The sequence below is a fragment of the Caulobacter sp. GW821-FHT11E10 genome (assembly GCF_058808375.1).
This window is the reverse complement of sequence record NZ_JBXARP010000002.1, coordinates 194,417-211,403: the sequence shown is the minus strand read 5'-3', so window position 1 is coordinate 211,403 and position 16,987 is coordinate 194,417. Positions and strand designations below refer to the sequence as shown.

The window sequence follows — 16,987 nt, the reverse complement described above, 5'->3', positions numbered from 1 at the left end:
GGCGGGGCCACCTCTGGGTCCTGGACTTGATGTCCTGACTTGGGGCTGGGAAATGATCCGTTTCATCCTGAACGTGCTGTGGTTCATCTGCGGCGGCCTGCTGACCGGACTCGGCTGGCTGCTGGCCGGCGTGCTGCTGGCCATCACCATCGTGGGCCTGCCCTATGCCGGCGCGGCCTTCCGCATCGCCGGTTTCGCCTTCTGGCCGTTCGGCAAGGAGATCGTCCACCGCGAGATCCTAACCGGTCGTCCGGACATCGGCACCGGCGCGATGGGCACGGTGCTGAACGTGATCTGGTTCATCCTGGCCGGCTGGTGGCTGGCCCTGGGCCACGTGCTCGTCGCCGTCGCCGAGGCCGTGACCATCATCGGCATCCCGTTCGCGATCAAGGACCTGCAACTGGCCTACATCGCCCTGGCCCCTATCGGCCGCGAGGTGGTCAGGCGCTAACGGCGGAGGCTGTGCGTCCACGGCCCGCTCTCGTCGGCGACAAACCCCTGCGCCTCCCAGAAAGGCGCCGCGGCCGGCGAGGCGGCGGCGTTGACGGTCAGCAGGCCCACGCTGTCGAAACCCTCGTGGATCAGCGCTGACGCCACCGCCGTCGCCACCCCCCGGCGGCGCATCGTCGGGCGGACGTAGAAGCGACGCAGGCGGCGCGCCGGCTCGGGGGCAGCGGGCTCGACGCTCAGCGCGCCGATCCCCGCCAGCTCACCGACCAGGAACGCGGCGAGCAGGGCCTCGCCGTCGTCCTGGAAGCGTGCGCCGCCCTGCCAGCCCTCGACCAGCAAAGCCATGTTGCGCACGCGTTCGCCGGAGGCCTCGGCGACCAGGTCGTCGAAGCCTTCCGGCAGCTCGTCGAAGATCCGGACGAGCTGGAGCATTCAGGTTCAGCCCGGCGAGACCATCTTCTCGGGACGGACGTACTCGTCGAACTCTTCGTTCGTCAGGTAGCCGCCGCCGACGGCCTCTTCGCGCAGGGTCGTGCCGTTCTTGTGCGCGGTCTTGGCGATCTTGGCGCAGGCGTCGTAGCCCAGCTTGCCGTTCAGGGCCGTGACCAGCATCAGGCTGTTCTCGACGCCCTTCCTGATGTTGTCGATGCGCGGCTCGATGCCGACCACGCAATTGTCGGTGAAGCTGATCGCGGCGTCGGCCAGCAGACGGACCGACTGCAGGAAGTTGTAGGCCATCACCGGGTTGAACACGTTCAGCTCGAAATGGCCCTGGCTGCCGGCGAAGGTCAGGGCGGCGTGGTTGCCGAACACCTGGACGCAGACCTGGGTGAGGGCCTCGCACTGGGTCGGATTGACCTTGCCCGGCATGATCGACGAGCCCGGCTCGTTCTCCGGCAGGGCCAGTTCACCGAGGCCGGCGCGCGGACCCGAGCCCAGGAAGCGGATGTCGTTGGCGATCTTGAACAGGCTGGCGGCGACCGTGTTGATGGCGCCGTGGCTGAAGACCATGGCGTCATGGGCGGCCAGGGCCTCGAACTTGTTCGGGGCGGTGGTGAAGTCCAGGCCGGTGATCGCGGCGATGGCCTCGGCCACGCCCTCGGCGAAGCCGATGGGGGCGTTCAGGCCCGTGCCGACGGCGGTGCCGCCCTGGGCCAGCTGCATCAGCTTGGGCAGGGTGCTCTCGATGCGCTCGATGCCGTTGGCGACCTGCTGGGTGTAGCCGCCGAACTCCTGGCCCAGGGTCAGGGGCGTGGCGTCCTGGGTGTGGGTGCGGCCGATCTTGATGATGTCGGCCCAGGCCTTGGTCTTGGCTTCCAGTGCGGCGTGCAGGTGTTTCAAGGCCGGCAGCAGGTCGTGGACGATCTGTTCCGCGCAGGCCACGTGCATGGCCGTCGGATAGGTGTCGTTCGACGACTGGCTCATATTGACGTGGTCGTTCGGGTGGACAGGCTTCTTGCTGCCCATCTCGCCGCCCAGCATCTCGATCGCGCGGTTCGAGATCACCTCGTTGGCGTTCATGTTCGACTGGGTGCCCGAGCCGGTCTGCCAGACGACCAGGGGGAAGTGGTCGTTCAGCTTGCCTTCGATGACTTCGTTGGCGGCGGCGACGATCGTCTCGGCGATCTTGGCGTCCAGCTTGCCGAGCTTGAAGTTGGTCTCGGCGGCGGCGCGCTTGACGATACCCAGGGCGCGGACGACCGGCAGGGGCTGCTTCTCCCAGCCGATCTTGAAGTTGCCCAGGCTGCGCTGAGCTTGCGCGCCCCAATAGCGGTCGGCGGCGACTTCGATCGGGCCAAAGGTGTCGGTCTCGATGCGCGTGGCGGTCATGCGGAGATCTCCGGAAAAACGGTCGAGCGGGGTCTAGCCCCTGAGGCCCCGGTTCGCAACGCCGTGGCGCCGCACAACACCGTTCGCTATATCGAAGGTGACCCTCAGGAGGCTCCCATGCTCGTCGCCACGACCAATGATCTTGTCGGCTATCGCGTCGTCCAACACCTGGGTCTGGTGAGGGGCGTGACCGTCCGCTCGCGCAGCGTGATCGGCAATATCGGCGGCTCGATCCAGTCGCTGTTCGGCGGCAATATCACGATCTACACCACCCTGGCCGAGACGGCCCGGCAGGAGGCTTACGACCTGTTGGTCGCCCACGCCCGCGAGCTCGGGGCCAACGCGATCCTGGCGATGCGCTACGACGCCAACGAGATCATGGAGGGCATCACCGAGGTCCTGGCCTATGGCTCGGCGGTCCGCGTCGAGGCGCTGTAGGTGGCGGCCTTCATCGCCCTGCCGCGCTCGGTCAACACCGGCAAGCGCAAGGTGCTGAAGGAAGACCTGCTGGGTATCGCTCAGGATACCGGCTTCAAGGAGGCCAAGACCTATCTGGCCAGCGGCAATCTGGTCCTATGGGGCGACCATGTCGGCGGCGACGCTCTGGGATTGGAGCTCGAGGAGGCCCTGGTCGCCCGCATCGGGCTGCGCACCGATTTCATGATCCGCTCGCCGGAGCAGATGCGCGCGATCATCGAAGCCAACCCGTTCAAGGCCGAAGCCGAGGATCACCCCAGCCACGTGATGGTCAGTTTCCTGAAGGTCCCTCTGCCGGAAGGCGACGAGGCGGTTCTGCGAGCGGCGATCACCGGGCCGGAGCGCTTCGCGGTGGGGCCCCGCGAGCTCTACATCGATTTCCCGATCAGCATGGCCGACTCGTTGTTGGATCGGGACTGGAAGAAGTCCAAGCGCAATCCGGTCGGCACCACACGCAACTGGAACACCGTGAGGAAGCTGGCCGAGATGGTCGGGGCCTGAAGGCCGCCAAACGTTCGGGGGAGGAACGATGTCGAACCCATCCGCGAGCCGGCGCATGGTCGCGTTGGACCTGCTGCGCGGCCTGGCCGTGGCGGGCATGATCCTGGTCGTGAGCCCGGGGTCCTGGGAAATGACCTACGCGCCCTTGAAGCACGCCGAGTGGCACGGCTGGACGCCGGGCGACCTGGTCTTTCCGACCTTCCTCTACTGCGTGGGCATGGCGATAGGCCTGATGGTTCCGCGCCTGACGCTGACCGACAGGACCAGCGCCGCGCTGTGGCTGAAGGTGGCGCGTCGTACGGGCCTGCTGATCCTGCTGGGGCTCGTTTTGAACGCCTTGCCGGAACTCGACCTGGCCAATCTGCGGATCCCCGGCATCCTGCAGCGCATCGCGCTCTGCTACGCCCTGGCCACGGCGATCTGTGTGTTCGTCGCGCGAAGCGGAGAGGGCGGGCGCCTGCGCTTCAACCTGCCCGCCGCCGCCATCGCCGCCCTGGCGCTGCTGGCGCTCTATTGGGCGCTGATCGCCATTGTCCCGGTCCCGGGCTTCGGCGCTGGCCGCCTGGATTCGAACGGCTCCCTGCCGGCCTATATTGACCGGGTGGTGTTCACGATCCCGCACCTCTGGCGCTGGGGAACCACCGAGGGCGTCGGCGTGACCTACGATCCCGAGGGCCTGCTCTCGACCTTGCCGGCGACGGTCAATGTGCTGATCGGCGCGATCGTCGCGCACATGGCGACGCGGAGTGATCGCAAGGTCCTGCCGATCCTGGCGCTGGGTGTTGTCCTGATCATCGCCGGCCTGGCGCTGAACCCCGTCATGCCGATCAACAAGCGCATCTGGACGCCCAGCTTCGCCCTGCTCAGCAGCGGCATCTCGACGGTGGTTCTGGTCGGTCTGGACTTGCTGTCGCGCTCGAAGCGTGGGCCGAGCCTGGGTTTCCTGCTGATCGTCCTGGGCGGCAATGCGATCCTGGCTTTTATCCTGTCCCAACTGCTGGGCGTGTTCGGCGGCCTGCCCATCATGCCTGGCGCGAACCCGTCTCCCCAGGGCTTCGGCTATGCGCTGATGCTGAAGGTGGTCGCCGATCCTTATCTGGCTTCCCTTGCCTGCGCGGTTCTGGTTCTTGCCCTGATCACCGCGATCCTGATCCCGCTGCACAAGCGTGGGATCCACTTGAGGCTCTAACTTGTCCGACGATGACTGGACCCACCACGGCAAGGTCCGTGCCCGCGAGGCCGGGGGCGAACTCACCATCGTGGTCGACGGGCTGACCACCCAGGGCAAGTACTACAAGCCGCTGATCTACGAGTTCTTTCGCAAGTCCTGGCGCGGCTCGCGCCCGGCCTGGGGCGAATTCAGCGTCGAGATCGGCATGGAATATCTGGGCGAGCCGCCGTGGATGGACCTGGACAACCTGGCCAAGGCCTTGCTGGACGCCATCAAGGGCTACGCCTTCCACGACGACGCCCAGGTCGCCCGCCTGCTGGTCGAGCGGCGTCCGGGCGAGCGCGAGCGGATCATCATTCAGGTGCGCAAGCTGAACTCAGGCCTTATGCGGCGCACGCTCGAAGACTGAGGCGGCCACGGCCACGTACAGCACGACCAGGAAGGCGCCATAGCGGCCGACGCTGATCGGATCGGCTGTGGGCATGACCTCGGCGTAGCGCGAGACGACCAGGCATCCGCCCACCAGTCCGGGGGTCGAGTACAGCACCATGGGGAACAGTCGGCGGCGGCGTGGCGTGTGCGTCAGCCGCGCCACCGCCTGGAAGGCGAACGTCACGGCCGCGGCGGCCGCGAAGGCGTTCAACGCGTAGAACCAGAAGGCGCTTTCCAGAAGGACCCCACCGAAAGCGGCGTAGAACAGGGTGGCCGCCGACCAGGCCGCCAAACCCGTTCCCCCGAACGCTAGACCGTCCAGTTTTGACACGTCCGTCTCCTCGCTCGTCTCCCTGAACGTCCGGGCTGCAAGGCCGGCGCCGGGAGAGGCGAAGAAGGCGAGACGATCAGCTCCAGGGCAGCAGGTAGCCCCACGCGCCGAGCAGCACGCTCAGGAACACGAACAGCAGGGCGGTGAGGGTGAAGGCCACCTTGCGGCCGCCGCTCCAGCTGTCGACGCGACGGCCGCCGCGCCAGACCATCGGCAGGGCGCCGAGCGTCAGGACGCTCAGGGCGGCGGCGACCAGGGCGCAGGCCGAGCCGCTGAGCAGCCAGCCGCTGGGCCAGCCGAAGAAGACGTTCGTCTCGTCGGAAGCCTTGGCCGCGAACGCGCCCATGCAGGTCGCCGAGATCAGCCACAGGACCGACTGCATCGTCTGCATCTGGCTGGCGCGGGCCTGGACCGGGGTCTGGCGGGCCTCGCGCCGATTGCGGAACAGGGTGCCCAGGACCGTGGCCGCGCTGGCGAGACCGGCGGCGGCGGCCGTCCAGGTCAGCAGGCTGGCCGAGCGGAAGAAGCCGATCCGCTCGTAGGTGGAGAAGCCTCGGGCGGCGTAGAACCGCGACGGGCGATCGCCGTTGGCGTCGAACACCAGGGTCAGCGGGCTGTCGACGGCCTTGAACACGCCGGGGCGGTCGGTGCCGTTGAATAGGGTGCTGGCGCCGCCGTCGATCACGGTCAGGCGGCCGTCGGCGGTGGCGCGCACGGTGGCGCGGCCGACGAGGCGGTTGGTGAAGCTCTCGAGCCCGCCATAGGCGCGGCGGGTGGTCAGATAGTCGCCTTCAAAGGCCCGGGCCTGGTCGTAGGTCAGGGCGCTGGCAGGCGGCACGGCCGGGGCCGGCGAATAGAAGTGCTCGACGATGGTCGCCGGCAGGGTGGACGGCAGATTCGCGCCGCTGTCGGTGTTGACCGAGACGAAGATCCCGAGGCCCAGCTCCGGGATGATCACCAGGTTGGAGAAGAAGTAGAGCGTCGCGCCCTGGTGACCGAAGCCGCGGCGACCGCCCGGCATGGCCATGTCCTGGAAGCCGGCGTTCCAGCCCGCGGCCTCGGGGGCGGGGCGGTACAGCGGCGTGCGGAAGGCCTGCGCGGCCTTCGGGGAGAAGATGGTCTTGCCGTCGATGGTCCCGCCGTTCAGCAGCAGGGTCATGTAGCGGGCCATGTCGCCGGCCGTGCTGGAGGCCGAGGCGGCGGGCGCCACCTGGCCCATGAACTCGCGCGACTGGGTCTTCCAGCCCATCGGCGTCCAGGAGAAGGCGTCCGAAAGGTCGGCGGCCAGGGTCTCGGACATCGGCGCGGGCAGGCCGTCACGCCACGGACGCGCTTCGCGGAAGGTGGTGTGGCTCATGCCGGCCGGCAGGATGATTTCTTCGGTGACCAGCTGCTCGTAGGGTTTGCCGGTCACGTTGGCGAGCGCGGCGCCGGCCAGGGCGGCGCCATAGTTGGAATAGCTGGGCAGCAGGCCGGGCTCGCGCACGCGGCGCGGACGCTCCTGGCGCAGATAGTCCGCCAGCGAACGGACGCGGCTGGGGTCGCGTTCGAACAGCTGACCCAGGGCGCGGTCTTCGAAACCGGCGGTATGGGTCATCAGGTCGCGCACGCGGACCTGGGTCTTCTTGCCCTGGTCCTTCAGCTGCAGCGGTTCGGGCAGGTAGACGTTGACCGGGCCGTCGAGCCGCATGTGGCCCGACTCGATCTCGTTCATCAGGGCGATCCAGGTGAACGTCTTGGAGATCGAGGCGACGCGGAACAGGGTCTTGTCGGGATCGACCGGCTTGCGCTGGCCGAGGTTGGCGAAGCCGTAGCCCTTCTTGAGTACGACCTGGCCGTTCTGGACCACCGACAGGGTGACGCCGGCGATGTGGTCGCGAGTCATGGCGCGGCGAACGACGCCGTCCACGAAGGCCTCCAGCTGCGGGCCGGGCAGGGGCGCTGTTCCGAGCGCGACGGGCGCGGCGGCCGGGATGGTCGGCGCGGCCGGAACCGGAGCGGCCGTGGCGGCGCCCGCGGCAGCGACCGTGGCGGCGACCGCGGTCGCCGCGGGTTTGGGCGCCGCGACGGCGGGCTTCGGCCGGGCCGAGCGCGCGCGGCGCGGGTACAGGCTGGTGTAGGGACGCGGCGCCGAGTTGAGCGCGGGGTCGCGCGCGGCGGGCGGCGGCGAAGCGTCCTGCGCCCGCGCCTCCAATCCTGTCATGGACCAAAGTGCGATGATGGCCGCCACGAGGGCGGCTGCGGGCGAAACGCGCGACGTCAACGATGTCCCCTGGGTGAAGCGGAAGCCCCTAGGGTTTGTGTAGCGCGCTAATCGTCCGGGTCAAACCCGTTCGGTGGTCAAGGTGTGGGCGGTTTGGCGCGGTTGAACGCATAGAGCGGCAACATCGGGCGCAGCGCCGGGCCGATCCAGACCTGAGGTTCGGAGGCGGGCTCGGCGCCGGTCTCCTTTTCCCTGCGGGCGACGCAGGCCTGGACGCTGGCCCCCAGGGCCGCGAAGTCCTTGGCGTTGGGGGCCGAGGACAGGAAGCAATCGTCGAAATAGGGGTACTTGTCGCTCTCGCCGCAACCGAAAGAGGCGCGGTCGGAACGGGCGGCGGTCAGGATCAGGCGATCGCGCTTCTGCAACGGCGCGATGAAGACGCCCGAGAAACAGGCCGAGATCACCACCACGCTGGGCCGGCTCGGGCAGGCGTCGTCCAGCATCGCCGCCAGCAGATGCGGGCGCAGCATGGATTCGCCCAGAATCGCACCCTCGGGGCTGCCGTGGGTGCTGATGTAGAACAGGCAGCCGGCCTTGGCCGTCTGGGCCTTGATCCGCAGGGCGTCGTAGATCGTTCGGGCGTCCGACTGGCCAGGCGCATCGGCCGGATAGCGCGCGGGCCTCACCGAGAACTGCTGGATCGAGGTCTTGTCGAAGCCAAGATTCACGAGGGTTTGCGAGACGTCGCGGCGGGCGTTGTCGAAGGCCTCGGTCGGGCCGCCGGAGTGGGCGTGGAAGTCGCCGGCCACCACGACGGCGGACCAGTTCGAGAACGGGCCGGCGGCCTGCGCGGGCGAAGGCGGCGCGAGAAGCAGCACCAGAAGTCCGATGACCACTGCCGCTGCCCGCATGGCTCAACCCTTCCCTAGAAAATGGCTATTTCTTCTTGAAGCTGGCGAAAGGCGTTGGGACCGCCGTGCCCGTGGACTTGGCCAGCAGCCGGCCCTCGGCGTCGTAGAGCTCGCCTTCCATGAAACAGACGGTGCGGCCCCATTTGACCACGCGGCCGACGCCACGCAGCGACCCGGGCATGGCCGGACGGAGGAAACTGGTCTTCATCTCGAGGGTGGGGACGACGTGGGTCATGCCCGAGGTGATCATGCCGGCGACCGACATGCACTCGTCCAGCATGGCGCAGACATAACCGCCCTGGATCTGCCCCATCGGATTGCACAGCAGCTCCGCGCGCGCCGTGAAACCGACCTCGACCTCACGATCGGCCTGGCGCACGGCCTTAAGCTCGAAGCCCAGGGTCTGGGAGCCGGTGGGCGCGTTCTTGGACGCGCGGAAGCGCGCGAGGATCGCCTCGTCCGTCAGGATTTGCGGAGCGTCCGAGGCCACATCGCTCATTTCTTACGGGCGCTCATTTTTTCCGGAACTGGTCCAGCGAGACGATCTTGGGGCCTTCATCGCCGGCCGGAGCGGCGTCCTTGCTCTCGGATTCGGTTTCCGGTTCCGGCTCGTCATCGACCACTTCGGGCGGCGCGAACTGCAGGGCGAACTGCACCGACGGGTCGTAGAAGCGGGTCAGGGCCGCATAGGGCACCGACAGGCGCTTGGGCTGGCCGCCGAATTTCAAGGTCACCGAGAAGAAGGTCTCGCCCGGGGCGAGATCCCAATACTGGTGTTGCAGGACGATGGTCATTTCGTCCGGGTATTTGCCCAGCAGGTCCTGCGGGCCCGAGACGCCGGCCGCCTTGGTCTTGAAGGTGATGTAGAGGTGGTGCGGCTCGGGCAGGCCGCCGGGCGCGGCGGCCTTCTTGAGCGCCGCCTTGACCACGCCGCGCAGGGCGTCCTGGGCCAGGGCCTCGTACTGCATGAGGTCTTCGGGCGGTTCGGTCTGGGACATGCGGGGAGTGGTACTTCGAACTGGAAACGAGATTCCGACCGTACCGCGTCGAGGGCTCGCCGCAAAGACGGGCGACGCGGAATCGCGATGCGCGCAAACGATGTCGGAGGATTAGGGGGAGGGATTCTGCTCGCGAGCGCCCGCGCTCCCACTCGAAAAAGGGGAGGGATCCTCCGCGATGACGTGAAAGTGGAGGGATTCTGTTGGCAGGCTCCCGCATCCCTTCAAGAAAAGAAGGAGGGAACCTCGGCACTGGTCGTGGAAAGTGGAGGGATTCTGTTGGCAGGCTCCCTCCGGGCCCCGCCTAGGGATCTGAACCCCTAGGACTTAAGAGGCGAATTCACCTGCACCGCATTACGCGGCGACGGCGAACTCTTCAGCGAAGTTATCGTTCGCATTTAGAAAAATGACCCGAAACGGTGGATCAAGCCGAGAGAAAGCATACACCTTTACACGTCTGTCGATGCTGATCGGCCCCATGCAGTCCCATGATAACTTGGGAGAGATTGGTGGAGCCGCCGGGAATCGCACCCGGGTCCAGTCCGCTTATTACGTGCGCGTTTATCCCCATAGTTCGACCGAAGCCGGACATTTCCAATATAGGGGGTTCGCACCCCGGATGGAAGGGCGGGCGCTAAGCCGTCCCCAGACTTAGACGGCCATTGGACAATGTGCCGCTGACCACCGCGCCGTGATCCTCGAACAGCTTCAGCCTTTCGCCGACCAGGACATAGACGCCGGTGAAGACGTCGGCGAAGTCGTCGCGGGTCTCGATGAACCGGCCGTCGGCGCGCAGCTCCAGGCTGATGTGGCCGTCGGGCGAGGTCCAGGTCCCGGAGACGGATTGGTGGGGAACGATGGCGGACATCATCATGGGGCGATCCTCCAGGCGTTGGCGGCGGGGGCGGGTGACATAGAGGGGAGCGCGGCGGTCGCGGCGGTCAGCGCGGCCGTCCCGCCCAGCAAGGCGGCGACGAACCAACGCGGAGCCGTCACGCCGCGTCGGGGCGTGTAGCGTCTCATCGCTGAGCTCTGATTTTGGGAGTTGCCGCGTCGGGGAGCGGAACGAGGCCACTATGGGGCGCCGGCTCGTCCAGCGGGTAGATCGATGCTCCGGCATGATTGCACGATCCTCCGGAACCGAACAGCGTCACGTGACGGAGGATCGTGCAAGGCCTACAAATAGCCTCACGCTGACAATGGAAATCCAATGAGCACGCGCGAGGCGCTTAAGGCCCTGATTGAACGATTCACGCCGGACGAGGGGCCGCTCCAGACCTGCTGCCCCAGGGTCAACCTGTACCGGGCCAGCCAGACCAGCCAGCCAGTCCACGGCGTGCATGAGCCGTCTTTCTGCGTGCTGGCCCAGGGCCGCAAGCGCGTGTTCGTCGGCGACGTCATGCACGAGTACGACGAGCGCAACTACTTCCTGTCGTCGATCGACGTGCCGGCCGCCGGACAGGTGGTCGCGGCCTCGCCAGAGGAGCCGTATCTCAGCTTCCGCATCGTGCTCGACCCCAGCCTGATCAGTGAGATGATCATGGAGTGTGGCCTGGCCGCGCGGCTGGACGCGGCCGCGCCGCTGGTCGGCGGCATGTCGGCCGGGGCGATGACGCCGGCGCTGTTCGACGCCGTCTGCCGGATGGTGAGCTTGACCGACTGTCCCGAGGACGTTCCGATCCTGGCGCCCCTGATCGAGCGCGAGATCGTCTATCGCCTGCTGACCGGCGACCAGGGGCCGCGCCTGGCCCAGATCGCGCGTCGCGACGGTCGCCTGCGCCAGGTCAACCGCGCCATCGGCTGGATCAAGCGCAACTTCGACCAGCCGTTCAGCATCGACGCCGTCGCCGAGGAGGCGCGGATGAGCGCCTCGGCTCTGCACGAGCACTTCAAGGCGGTGACCTCGCTCTCGCCGCTGCAGTACCAGAAGCAGATCCGCCTGCAGGAGGCCCGTCGCCTGATCCTGGTCCAGCGTCTGGACGCGGCCACGGCCGGCCATACGGTCGGCTACGACAGTCCCTCGCAGTTCAGCCGCGAATACGCCCGCCTGTTCGGCGCGCCGCCCCTAAGGGACGTGGCGCGGCTGCGGGATGAGCCGCAGCAGATGGCGGGGGCCTGAAGCCGACTACTGCAAGGTCCCGGTCAGGGCATAGGGGATGTTGTCGCCTTGGACAGTGCCGTAGATCTGGCACACGTTGTGGGACCCGTCGGAATAGATCCAGCCGGGCCGGCCCATGTACGAGCACACCAGTTGGTCAAAGCCGGGATAGCCCGGACCGCGATCGAAGGTCTTGCCGGCGTTGATGGTGTTGCCCGGCATCGGGTTGAAGATGTTGCCGTGCTCGCCCGCGACCCAGTTGGGCGAGCCGGACACCACGGTCAGGAACTGGACGTTCTGCGTCGCCGGCATCCTGTTGCCGAAATAGGTCCCGTTGCAGACGGAGCCGTCCCACCAGCCGGTCCAGAGGCGGTCGTACTCGCCGGTCCCGCGGCAGATGGGAACCTGGGGCGGGCCGACGCTGGTCACCACGTTCGGCGGCGGCGCGGCGGCCGAAATCCAGGTGTAGACGGGACCCGTGGGCGTCGGCGGCGTCGGGGTCGGGGCGGCCGGCAGATCGGCCCAGTTGATGACGGCCTTGTTGTCGGACTGGCCCCAGACGGTGACGGTCTGGGCGGCCGCGTCGACCGTGATCTTGTAGACGTATCGCGCCCCGCCCATCGTCACATTGCGCAGGATCGCGCCGTTGGCGTCATAGGTGACGATGCCGAAGGCCATGCGGTTGTCGGTGTAGCTGTAGGCCCAGGTGGTGGCACCCTTGTACTGAATGACCCAGCAGTTGGGGGTCATGCCGCCATTCACCGAATTGGGCGTGCAAGCCGCCCACATGCCGGCGGGCTGAGCTGGCGCGGAGTCGCGCGGAAGTTGGACCGCCTGTGGCGTGTCCTGCGCCTGAGCCGACGGGGCCATGGCGAGAAGCGCGCAGAAGGCGCCTGCTCCCATGAGGGCCGTTTTGAAGACTGGAGTGATGGTGTGCTGGTGGGCCACGGCGCTTCTCCCTCGGGCGTGGCGGCTGAGGTAGCGGTGTTATGCGAGCGTGACTGTGCGCTGCGTCACAGTCCGTGATCCGTCGCGTCCAGTCGCGAATAGGCCCGCTGTTCGGCGCGTCGTTGCTCAAGGTGAGTGGCGCGGGCCCATCTCAAGTACAGACATTTCAAGACTCAAAGAAAACCTGCATGGTTGAGGTGGCGAGCGGTCAGAAGCTTGCAGCAACACGTAGGGGAGAGCTCAGAATGTCAAAAATTGTTGCCGAATTCATCGGGACGTTCGCCCTGGTTCTATTTGGGTGTGGCGCGGCCGTGCTGGGCGGAGACCATGTCGGGCAGTTGGGCACCGCCCTGGCCTTTGGCTTCGCGATCATCGCCTTGGCCTATGGGATCGGTCCGGTCTCGGGCTGTCACGTCAATCCGGCGGTCAGCCTCGCCGCGTTCGTGGCCGGCCGGATGACCGTCAAGGAGATGCTCTTCTACTGGGGCGCCCAGTTCGCCGGCGCGCTGGCCGGCGCGGCCGTGCTGGCCTGCATCGCGGGCGGAACGTCCCACGGGCTGGGCCAGAACGGTTGGGGCCCCGGTTATCTGGGCGCCTATTCGCTGCACGCGGCCTTGGTCTTCGAAGTGGTGATGACCGCCCTGTTCGTCATCGTCATCCTGGGCGCCACCGGCGCTGACGCCGCGCCGGGTTTCGCGGGACTGGGCATCGGCATCGCCCTGGCGGTGATCCACATCGTCGGCATCCAAGTGACGGGCGTCTCGGTCAATCCGGCCCGCAGCTTCGGCCCGGCGGTCCTGGTCGGGGGGCAGGCGCTGGCCCAGCTATGGCTGTTCTTCGTGGCCCCGGCGATCGGCGCGATCCTCGGCGCGCTGCTTTATCGCTTCAAGATCCTGAAGGTCGGCTGACGCCGTCTGGAGTCGCCTCGGGCGGGTCGATGGGCTCGTCCGAGGACAGGGGGGCCGCCGGCGGTTGCGGGCGGTTGCTCTCGCCGGCCATCAGGCGGCCACCCGACGCCAGAAGGTCGTCATAGGCGCGCCTCTGCCGTGAGAAGTCCGCGCCGCGTGGCAGCACGGCGTCGAAGCGCGGGTCTCGGCCGACCGCCGCGCCGAGCGCCGCCGACAGGATCGCGGCGATCGAGCCGACCTCGGCGTCATCACACGCGCGGCGCAGGTGGCGAGCCTGGCCAGGGACAAGCAGGGTGACGTCCCAGGATACGCCATCGACGCACAGCGCCGAGACCGCGCCGCCGCCGTAGTCGACGATCACCGCACGCGGCTGGCTCCAGGCCGGATCGGTCGGCAGGATCTTCAGCGGCATGATCTGAGGTTCGGCGAGTTCGGCGTCGATATCGACCCGGCGGCCGATCTCAGGGGTGCAGCATCCGAGGCCGGCGCGCGCCTGCACGAAGGCCCGCCCGTCGCGGCGCAGGGTGACACGAACCACGGCCTGGCGCACGCCACGCGCGGGCCTGGCCCAGACTTCCAGGATGAGTTCGCCGCGCTTGACGATCTGGCTCTGCAGCGGCTGCAGGCCCCAGAGGCGGTAGAGCAGGGGCTCGACGCCGTTGTCGATGGGGATGGGATGCTCGTCGCGGCCAAGGCGGCGATTGTAGAGCGGTTCCAGCTCGGAGGGCGGACGCGGGACCTCCGGCGACCACCAGATCGCCGGGTCCTGGTAGGGCGCGGGCAGCGGGGCCTGCTGGACGCTAGCGAGGGCCAGCCCCGCGATCAGTCCGGTCAGGCCGCTCATCACCCGGCTCTCCTACATCCCTTCGACGCCCCGCTCGATGGAAAGGACGCCCGTGCGGGAAAGTTCCACCAGGCCCAGGGGGCGCATCAGGTCCAGGAACTTGTCGATCTTGGACGGCGCGCCCGAGACTTCGAACACGAAGCTTTCCAGGGTGGTGTCGACCGGCTTGGCGCGGAAGATCTCGGCGATGCGCAGGGCTTCGACGCGGTCGGCGCCCGAACCGCGCACCTTGACCAGGGCCAGCTCACGCTCGACGCCGTTCGGATCGCGGGTCACGTCGTGGACGCGGCGGACATTGACCACCTTGTTCAGCTGGGCCTCGATCTGGTCCAGCACGTGGCGGGTGCCGCGGGTCACCACGGTGATGCGGCTGGTGTGGGCCTTGCGATCGGTCTCGGCGACCGTGAGGCTTTCGATGTTGTAGCCGCGCGCGGCGAACAGGCCGACGATGCGGTGTAGGACGCCGGGCTCGTTGTCGACGAGCAGGGCGAAGGTCGCGGTCTGCTCGACCTGGCCCGTGGGGCTAAGGTCGTAGGCCGAGGCGGGAGCGGGTTGGACGTTGGCGGTCATTTGTCAGCTCTGACTTCTGTTTCGTTTCTGGCTTGGGCTTACCGCCTCGACGACGTGACAATGAAGGGAGTTCGTCCCACTCACCGCGCATCATCGCCTCCTTCTTGGCTCTGGACCAACCCTTGATGCGACGCTCGGCCGCGATGGCGTCGGTGATGAATTGGAAGGCTTCGCACCAGACCAGTTCTACCGGCAACCGAGCCGAGGTGTATTCGCCGCCGTGCCCTTGGGCATGCTGAGAAACGCGTGTCTCCACCTCGGGACCGCGATGCGAGCCGACATAGTAGGAGCCGTCCCGGCATCTCAACATGTAAACCCATGCGCTTTGGAGATCGTACATCGCCCCTGCGTCCTTCGAGGCCCGCTGCGCGGGCGCCTCAGGATGAGGAAGTTTGAGTACGACAGAAGCGAAAAAACCGAGCCTTTACTGCTTACCTCATCCTGAGGCGCCCTCCGAAGGAGGGCCTCGAAGGACGCAGGATGGATCAGACCAACCCCGCGCCTTCAGCCCCAATCACATTACCGATGTCCTCGACCTCGCCCATGATCATCTCGTTGTGGGCCTTGCCCGAGGGGATCATCGGCAGGCAGTTCTCGTGCTTCTCGACGCGGCAGTCGAAGATCACCGGCTTGTCGCTGTTGATCATCTCCAGGATCTTGCCGTCCAGCTCGGCCGGGTCGTCGCAGCGGATGCCGTGGGCACCATAGGCCTGCGCCAGCATCACGAAGTCGGGCAGGCTGTCGGAATAGGAGTGGCTGTAGCGCTCGCCGTGCAGCAGCTGCTGCCACTGGCGGACCATGCCCATCCACTCGTTGTTCAGGATGAAGATCTTGACCGGCAGGTCGAACTGGATCGCGGTCGACAGCTCCTGGATGCACATCTGGATCGAGGCTTCGCCGGCGATGTCGACGACCAGGCTCTTCGGGTGCGCCAGCTGCACGCCCAGGGCGGCGGGCAGGCCGTAGCCCATGGTGCCCAGGCCGCCGGAGGTCATCCAGCGGTTCGGCTCCTCGAAGCGGAAGAACTGGGCGGCCCACATCTGGTGCTGGCCGACCTCGGTCGTGATGTAGACGTCCTTGTCCTTGGTCAGCTCGTACAGGCGCTCGATGGCGTACTGCGGCTTGATGACCGTGTCGGAGCCTCGGTACTTCAGGCACTGGCGGGCGCGCCACTGGTCGATCTGGGCCCACCAGTCGGTGAGGGCGGCCTTGTTGGGCTGGTGACCGCCGGCCTTCCAGGCGGCGATCAGGTCTTCGAGGACCGAGCCGGCGTCGCCGACGATCGGCAGGTCGACGCGGACGTTCTTGTTGATCGACGAGGCGTCGATATCGATGTGGATCTTCTTGCTGCCCGGCGAGAAGGCGTCCAGGCGGCCGGTGACCCGATCGTCGAACCGAGCGCCGACGCAGATCATCACGTCGCAGTCGTGCATGGCGTTGTTGGCTTCGAACGTGCCGTGCATGCCCAGCATGCCCAGCCACGCGGGATCGGCCGCCGGGAAGGCGCCCAGTCCCATCAGGGTCGAGGTGACCGGCGCGCCGGTCAGGGCCTGGAATTCGCGCAGGGCCTGGCTGGCCTTGGGGCCGGCGTTGATGATGCCGCCGCCGGTGTAGAAGATCGGCCGGCGGGCCTGGGCGATCATGCGGGCCGCCTCGGCGACCCGGTTGGCGTCGCCCTTGGTCTTCGGGGCGTAGGCGTGGGTCGAGGCGACCTCGGTCGGGCCGTAATATTCGCCTTTGGCGAACTGGACGTCCTTGGGGATGTCGATCAGCACCGGGCCCGGACGGCCCGTGGTGGCGATCTTGAAGGCCTCATGGATGATCTGCGGCAGGTCGCGGACGTCTTTGACCAGGTAGTTGTGCTTGGTGCACGAGCGGGTCATGCCGACGGTGTCGGCTTCCTGGAAGGCGTCGGTGCCGATCAGGTGGGTCGGGACCTGGCCGGTGATGACGACCATCGGAATGGAGTCCATCAGGGCGTCCATGATGCCGGTGATGGCGTTGGTCGCGCCCGGGCCCGAGGTGACCAGGACGACGCCCGGCTTGCCCGAGCTGCGCGCGTAGCCTTCGGCGGCGTGGGTCGCGCCTTGCTCGTGGCGAACCAGGATGTGCTGCAGGCGCGGCTCGTGGAACAGCGCGTCATAGATCGGCAGGACCGCGCCGCCCGGATAGCCGAACAGAACCTCGACGCCCTGGTCCACAAGGCCGCGAACCACGATCTCGGCGCCGGTCATGGCGCGGGAGGTATCGGCGGCGGGAGCCTGGCTCTCGATGGTCTGATGGGCGGTCATGGGACAGATCCGGGTGGGGAAGGG

The 16,987-nt window shown here is 67.4% G+C and carries 20 protein-coding genes and 1 other RNA gene; 7 read left to right on the top strand and 14 right to left on the bottom strand.

All coding sequences use genetic code 11. The features are described 5' to 3' along the window. Window positions 1-52 precede the first annotated feature (52 nt). Window positions 53-451 (top strand): YccF domain-containing protein, encoded by a 399-nt coding sequence (locus AC1RRV_RS04140; protein ID WP_492858315.1) that lies wholly within the window; start codon window positions 53-55, stop codon window positions 449-451. Here the strand turns inward: AC1RRV_RS04140 and AC1RRV_RS04135 are convergent. Beyond that, window positions 448-882, bottom strand: coding sequence for a GNAT family N-acetyltransferase (locus AC1RRV_RS04135; RefSeq protein ID WP_492858314.1), 435 nt, complete (start codon window positions 880-882; stop codon window positions 448-450). The two genes, AC1RRV_RS04140 and AC1RRV_RS04135, sit on opposite strands and share 4 nt — an antisense overlap. 6 nt (window positions 883-888) lie before the next feature. Beyond that, window positions 889-2,280, bottom strand: coding sequence for a class II fumarate hydratase (gene fumC / locus AC1RRV_RS04130; RefSeq protein ID WP_492858313.1), 1,392 nt, complete (start codon window positions 2,278-2,280; stop codon window positions 889-891). Between the two features lie 117 nt (window positions 2,281-2,397). Here fumC and AC1RRV_RS04125 point away from each other — a divergent pair, with 117 nt between their 5' ends. From AC1RRV_RS04125 to AC1RRV_RS04110, 4 genes are read left to right on the top strand one after another with little or no spacing between them, the layout of a single operon-like run. Further along, the gene (locus AC1RRV_RS04125) at window positions 2,398-2,718 is read left to right on the top strand and encodes a YbjQ family protein (RefSeq protein WP_492858312.1); all 321 of its coding nucleotides are present in this window, start codon (window positions 2,398-2,400) and stop codon (window positions 2,716-2,718) included. After that, on the top strand, window positions 2,719-3,258 hold the full coding sequence (locus AC1RRV_RS04120) for a DUF1697 domain-containing protein (RefSeq protein ID WP_492858311.1): 540 nt from the start codon (window positions 2,719-2,721) through the stop codon (window positions 3,256-3,258). It begins immediately after the preceding gene. Between the two features lie 28 nt (window positions 3,259-3,286). Further along, the gene (locus AC1RRV_RS04115) at window positions 3,287-4,447 is read left to right on the top strand and encodes an acyltransferase family protein (protein ID WP_492858310.1); all 1,161 of its coding nucleotides are present in this window, start codon (window positions 3,287-3,289) and stop codon (window positions 4,445-4,447) included. A gap of 1 nt (window position 4,448) precedes the next feature. After that, window positions 4,449-4,838, top strand: a complete 390-nt coding sequence (locus AC1RRV_RS04110; RefSeq protein ID WP_492858309.1) for a RusA family crossover junction endodeoxyribonuclease — start codon at window positions 4,449-4,451, stop codon at window positions 4,836-4,838. Here the strand turns inward: AC1RRV_RS04110 and AC1RRV_RS04105 are convergent. From AC1RRV_RS04105 to AC1RRV_RS04075, 7 genes are all read right to left on the bottom strand, one after another. Next, window positions 4,806-5,192, bottom strand: coding sequence for a hypothetical protein (locus AC1RRV_RS04105; protein ID WP_492858308.1), 387 nt, complete (start codon window positions 5,190-5,192; stop codon window positions 4,806-4,808). The two genes, AC1RRV_RS04110 and AC1RRV_RS04105, sit on opposite strands and share 33 nt — an antisense overlap. A 76-nt stretch (window positions 5,193-5,268) precedes the next feature. Continuing rightward, window positions 5,269-7,455 carry a serine hydrolase domain-containing protein gene (locus AC1RRV_RS04100; protein ID WP_492858307.1) on the bottom strand — a complete coding sequence of 729 codons (2,187 nt, stop codon included), beginning with the start codon at window positions 7,453-7,455 and terminating at the stop codon, window positions 5,269-5,271. A gap of 77 nt (window positions 7,456-7,532) precedes the next feature. Further along, window positions 7,533-8,306 (bottom strand): C13 family peptidase, encoded by a 774-nt coding sequence (locus AC1RRV_RS04095; RefSeq protein WP_492858306.1) that lies wholly within the window; start codon window positions 8,304-8,306, stop codon window positions 7,533-7,535. Window positions 8,307-8,331: 25 nt separating this feature from the next. Then, entirely contained in the window at window positions 8,332-8,805 is a 474-nt protein-coding gene (locus tag AC1RRV_RS04090) for a PaaI family thioesterase (RefSeq protein ID WP_492858305.1), read from the bottom strand. 13 nt (window positions 8,806-8,818) lie between these two features. Next, on the bottom strand, window positions 8,819-9,304 hold the full coding sequence (locus AC1RRV_RS04085; protein ID WP_492858304.1) for an SspB family protein: 486 nt from the start codon (window positions 9,302-9,304) through the stop codon (window positions 8,819-8,821). A 264-nt stretch (window positions 9,305-9,568) separates the two neighbouring features. Further along, window positions 9,569-9,933, bottom strand: a transfer-messenger RNA (tmRNA) gene (gene ssrA / locus AC1RRV_RS04080). A gap of 5 nt (window positions 9,934-9,938) precedes the next feature. Then, window positions 9,939-10,178: an Atu4866 domain-containing protein gene (locus AC1RRV_RS04075; RefSeq protein ID WP_492858303.1), complete on the bottom strand. Its 240-nt coding sequence runs from the start codon at window positions 10,176-10,178 to the stop codon at window positions 9,939-9,941. A 336-nt stretch (window positions 10,179-10,514) separates the two neighbouring features. On the opposite strand from AC1RRV_RS04075, the gene AC1RRV_RS04070 reads away from it, so the two are divergent. Beyond that, the gene (locus AC1RRV_RS04070) at window positions 10,515-11,423 is read left to right on the top strand and encodes an AraC family transcriptional regulator (RefSeq protein WP_492858302.1); all 909 of its coding nucleotides are present in this window, start codon (window positions 10,515-10,517) and stop codon (window positions 11,421-11,423) included. A gap of 6 nt (window positions 11,424-11,429) precedes the next feature. Here the strand turns inward: AC1RRV_RS04070 and AC1RRV_RS04065 are convergent, their stop codons facing one another. Then, window positions 11,430-12,272: a hypothetical protein gene (locus AC1RRV_RS04065; RefSeq protein WP_492858301.1), complete on the bottom strand. Its 843-nt coding sequence runs from the start codon at window positions 12,270-12,272 to the stop codon at window positions 11,430-11,432. Between the two features lie 323 nt (window positions 12,273-12,595). Between AC1RRV_RS04065 and AC1RRV_RS04060 the strand changes: the two genes are divergently transcribed. After that, window positions 12,596-13,258, top strand: a complete 663-nt coding sequence (locus AC1RRV_RS04060; protein WP_492858300.1) for an aquaporin — start codon at window positions 12,596-12,598, stop codon at window positions 13,256-13,258. Here the strand turns inward: AC1RRV_RS04060 and AC1RRV_RS04055 are convergent. The 4 genes from AC1RRV_RS04055 to AC1RRV_RS04040 all read right to left on the bottom strand — a co-directional run bounded on the left by AC1RRV_RS04055 (window position 13,236) and on the right by AC1RRV_RS04040 (window position 16,963). Next, window positions 13,236-14,102 carry a hypothetical protein gene (locus tag AC1RRV_RS04055; protein WP_492858299.1) on the bottom strand — a complete coding sequence of 289 codons (867 nt, stop codon included), beginning with the start codon at window positions 14,100-14,102 and terminating at the stop codon, window positions 13,236-13,238. The two genes, AC1RRV_RS04060 and AC1RRV_RS04055, sit on opposite strands and share 23 nt — an antisense overlap. 12 nt (window positions 14,103-14,114) lie before the next feature. Beyond that, entirely contained in the window at window positions 14,115-14,672 is a 558-nt protein-coding gene (gene ilvN / locus AC1RRV_RS04050) for an acetolactate synthase small subunit (RefSeq protein ID WP_492858298.1), read from the bottom strand. Further along, window positions 14,626-15,012 (bottom strand): GIY-YIG nuclease family protein, encoded by a 387-nt coding sequence (locus AC1RRV_RS04045; RefSeq protein WP_492858297.1) that lies wholly within the window; start codon window positions 15,010-15,012, stop codon window positions 14,626-14,628. The genes ilvN and AC1RRV_RS04045 overlap by 47 nt, the downstream gene beginning before the upstream one ends. 145 nt (window positions 15,013-15,157) lie before the next feature. After that, the gene (locus AC1RRV_RS04040; RefSeq protein WP_492858296.1) at window positions 15,158-16,963 is read right to left on the bottom strand and encodes an acetolactate synthase 3 large subunit; all 1,806 of its coding nucleotides are present in this window, start codon (window positions 16,961-16,963) and stop codon (window positions 15,158-15,160) included. Between the last annotated feature and the right edge of the window lie 24 nt (window positions 16,964-16,987).

Bases quoted from the DNA above. Each gene is read 5' to 3' on its own strand.
- AC1RRV_RS04140 (WP_492858315.1), top strand. From the start codon at position 53: ATGATCCGTTTCATCCTGAACGTGCTGTGGTTCATCTGCGGCGGCCTG.
- AC1RRV_RS04135 (WP_492858314.1), bottom strand. From the start codon at position 882: ATGCTCCAGCTCGTCCGGATCTTCGACGAGCTGCCGGAAGGCTTCGAC.
- fumC (WP_492858313.1), bottom strand. From the start codon at position 2,280: ATGACCGCCACGCGCATCGAGACCGACACCTTTGGCCCGATCGAAGTC.
- AC1RRV_RS04125 (WP_492858312.1), top strand. From the start codon at position 2,398: ATGCTCGTCGCCACGACCAATGATCTTGTCGGCTATCGCGTCGTCCAA.
- AC1RRV_RS04115 (WP_492858310.1), top strand. From the start codon at position 3,287: ATGTCGAACCCATCCGCGAGCCGGCGCATGGTCGCGTTGGACCTGCTG.
- AC1RRV_RS04095 (WP_492858306.1), bottom strand. From the start codon at position 8,306: ATGCGGGCAGCGGCAGTGGTCATCGGACTTCTGGTGCTGCTTCTCGCG.
- AC1RRV_RS04090 (WP_492858305.1), bottom strand. From the start codon at position 8,805: ATGAGCGATGTGGCCTCGGACGCTCCGCAAATCCTGACGGACGAGGCG.
- AC1RRV_RS04085 (WP_492858304.1), bottom strand. From the start codon at position 9,304: ATGTCCCAGACCGAACCGCCCGAAGACCTCATGCAGTACGAGGCCCTG.
- AC1RRV_RS04075 (WP_492858303.1), bottom strand. From the start codon at position 10,178: ATGATGATGTCCGCCATCGTTCCCCACCAATCCGTCTCCGGGACCTGG.
- AC1RRV_RS04070 (WP_492858302.1), top strand. From the start codon at position 10,515: ATGAGCACGCGCGAGGCGCTTAAGGCCCTGATTGAACGATTCACGCCG.
- AC1RRV_RS04065 (WP_492858301.1), bottom strand. From the start codon at position 12,272: ATGGCCCCGTCGGCTCAGGCGCAGGACACGCCACAGGCGGTCCAACTT.
- AC1RRV_RS04060 (WP_492858300.1), top strand. From the start codon at position 12,596: ATGTCAAAAATTGTTGCCGAATTCATCGGGACGTTCGCCCTGGTTCTA.
- AC1RRV_RS04055 (WP_492858299.1), bottom strand. From the start codon at position 14,102: ATGAGCGGCCTGACCGGACTGATCGCGGGGCTGGCCCTCGCTAGCGTC.
- ilvN (WP_492858298.1), bottom strand. From the start codon at position 14,672: ATGACCGCCAACGTCCAACCCGCTCCCGCCTCGGCCTACGACCTTAGC.
- AC1RRV_RS04045 (WP_492858297.1), bottom strand. From the start codon at position 15,012: ATGTACGATCTCCAAAGCGCATGGGTTTACATGTTGAGATGCCGGGAC.
- AC1RRV_RS04040 (WP_492858296.1), bottom strand. From the start codon at position 16,963: ATGACCGCCCATCAGACCATCGAGAGCCAGGCTCCCGCCGCCGATACC.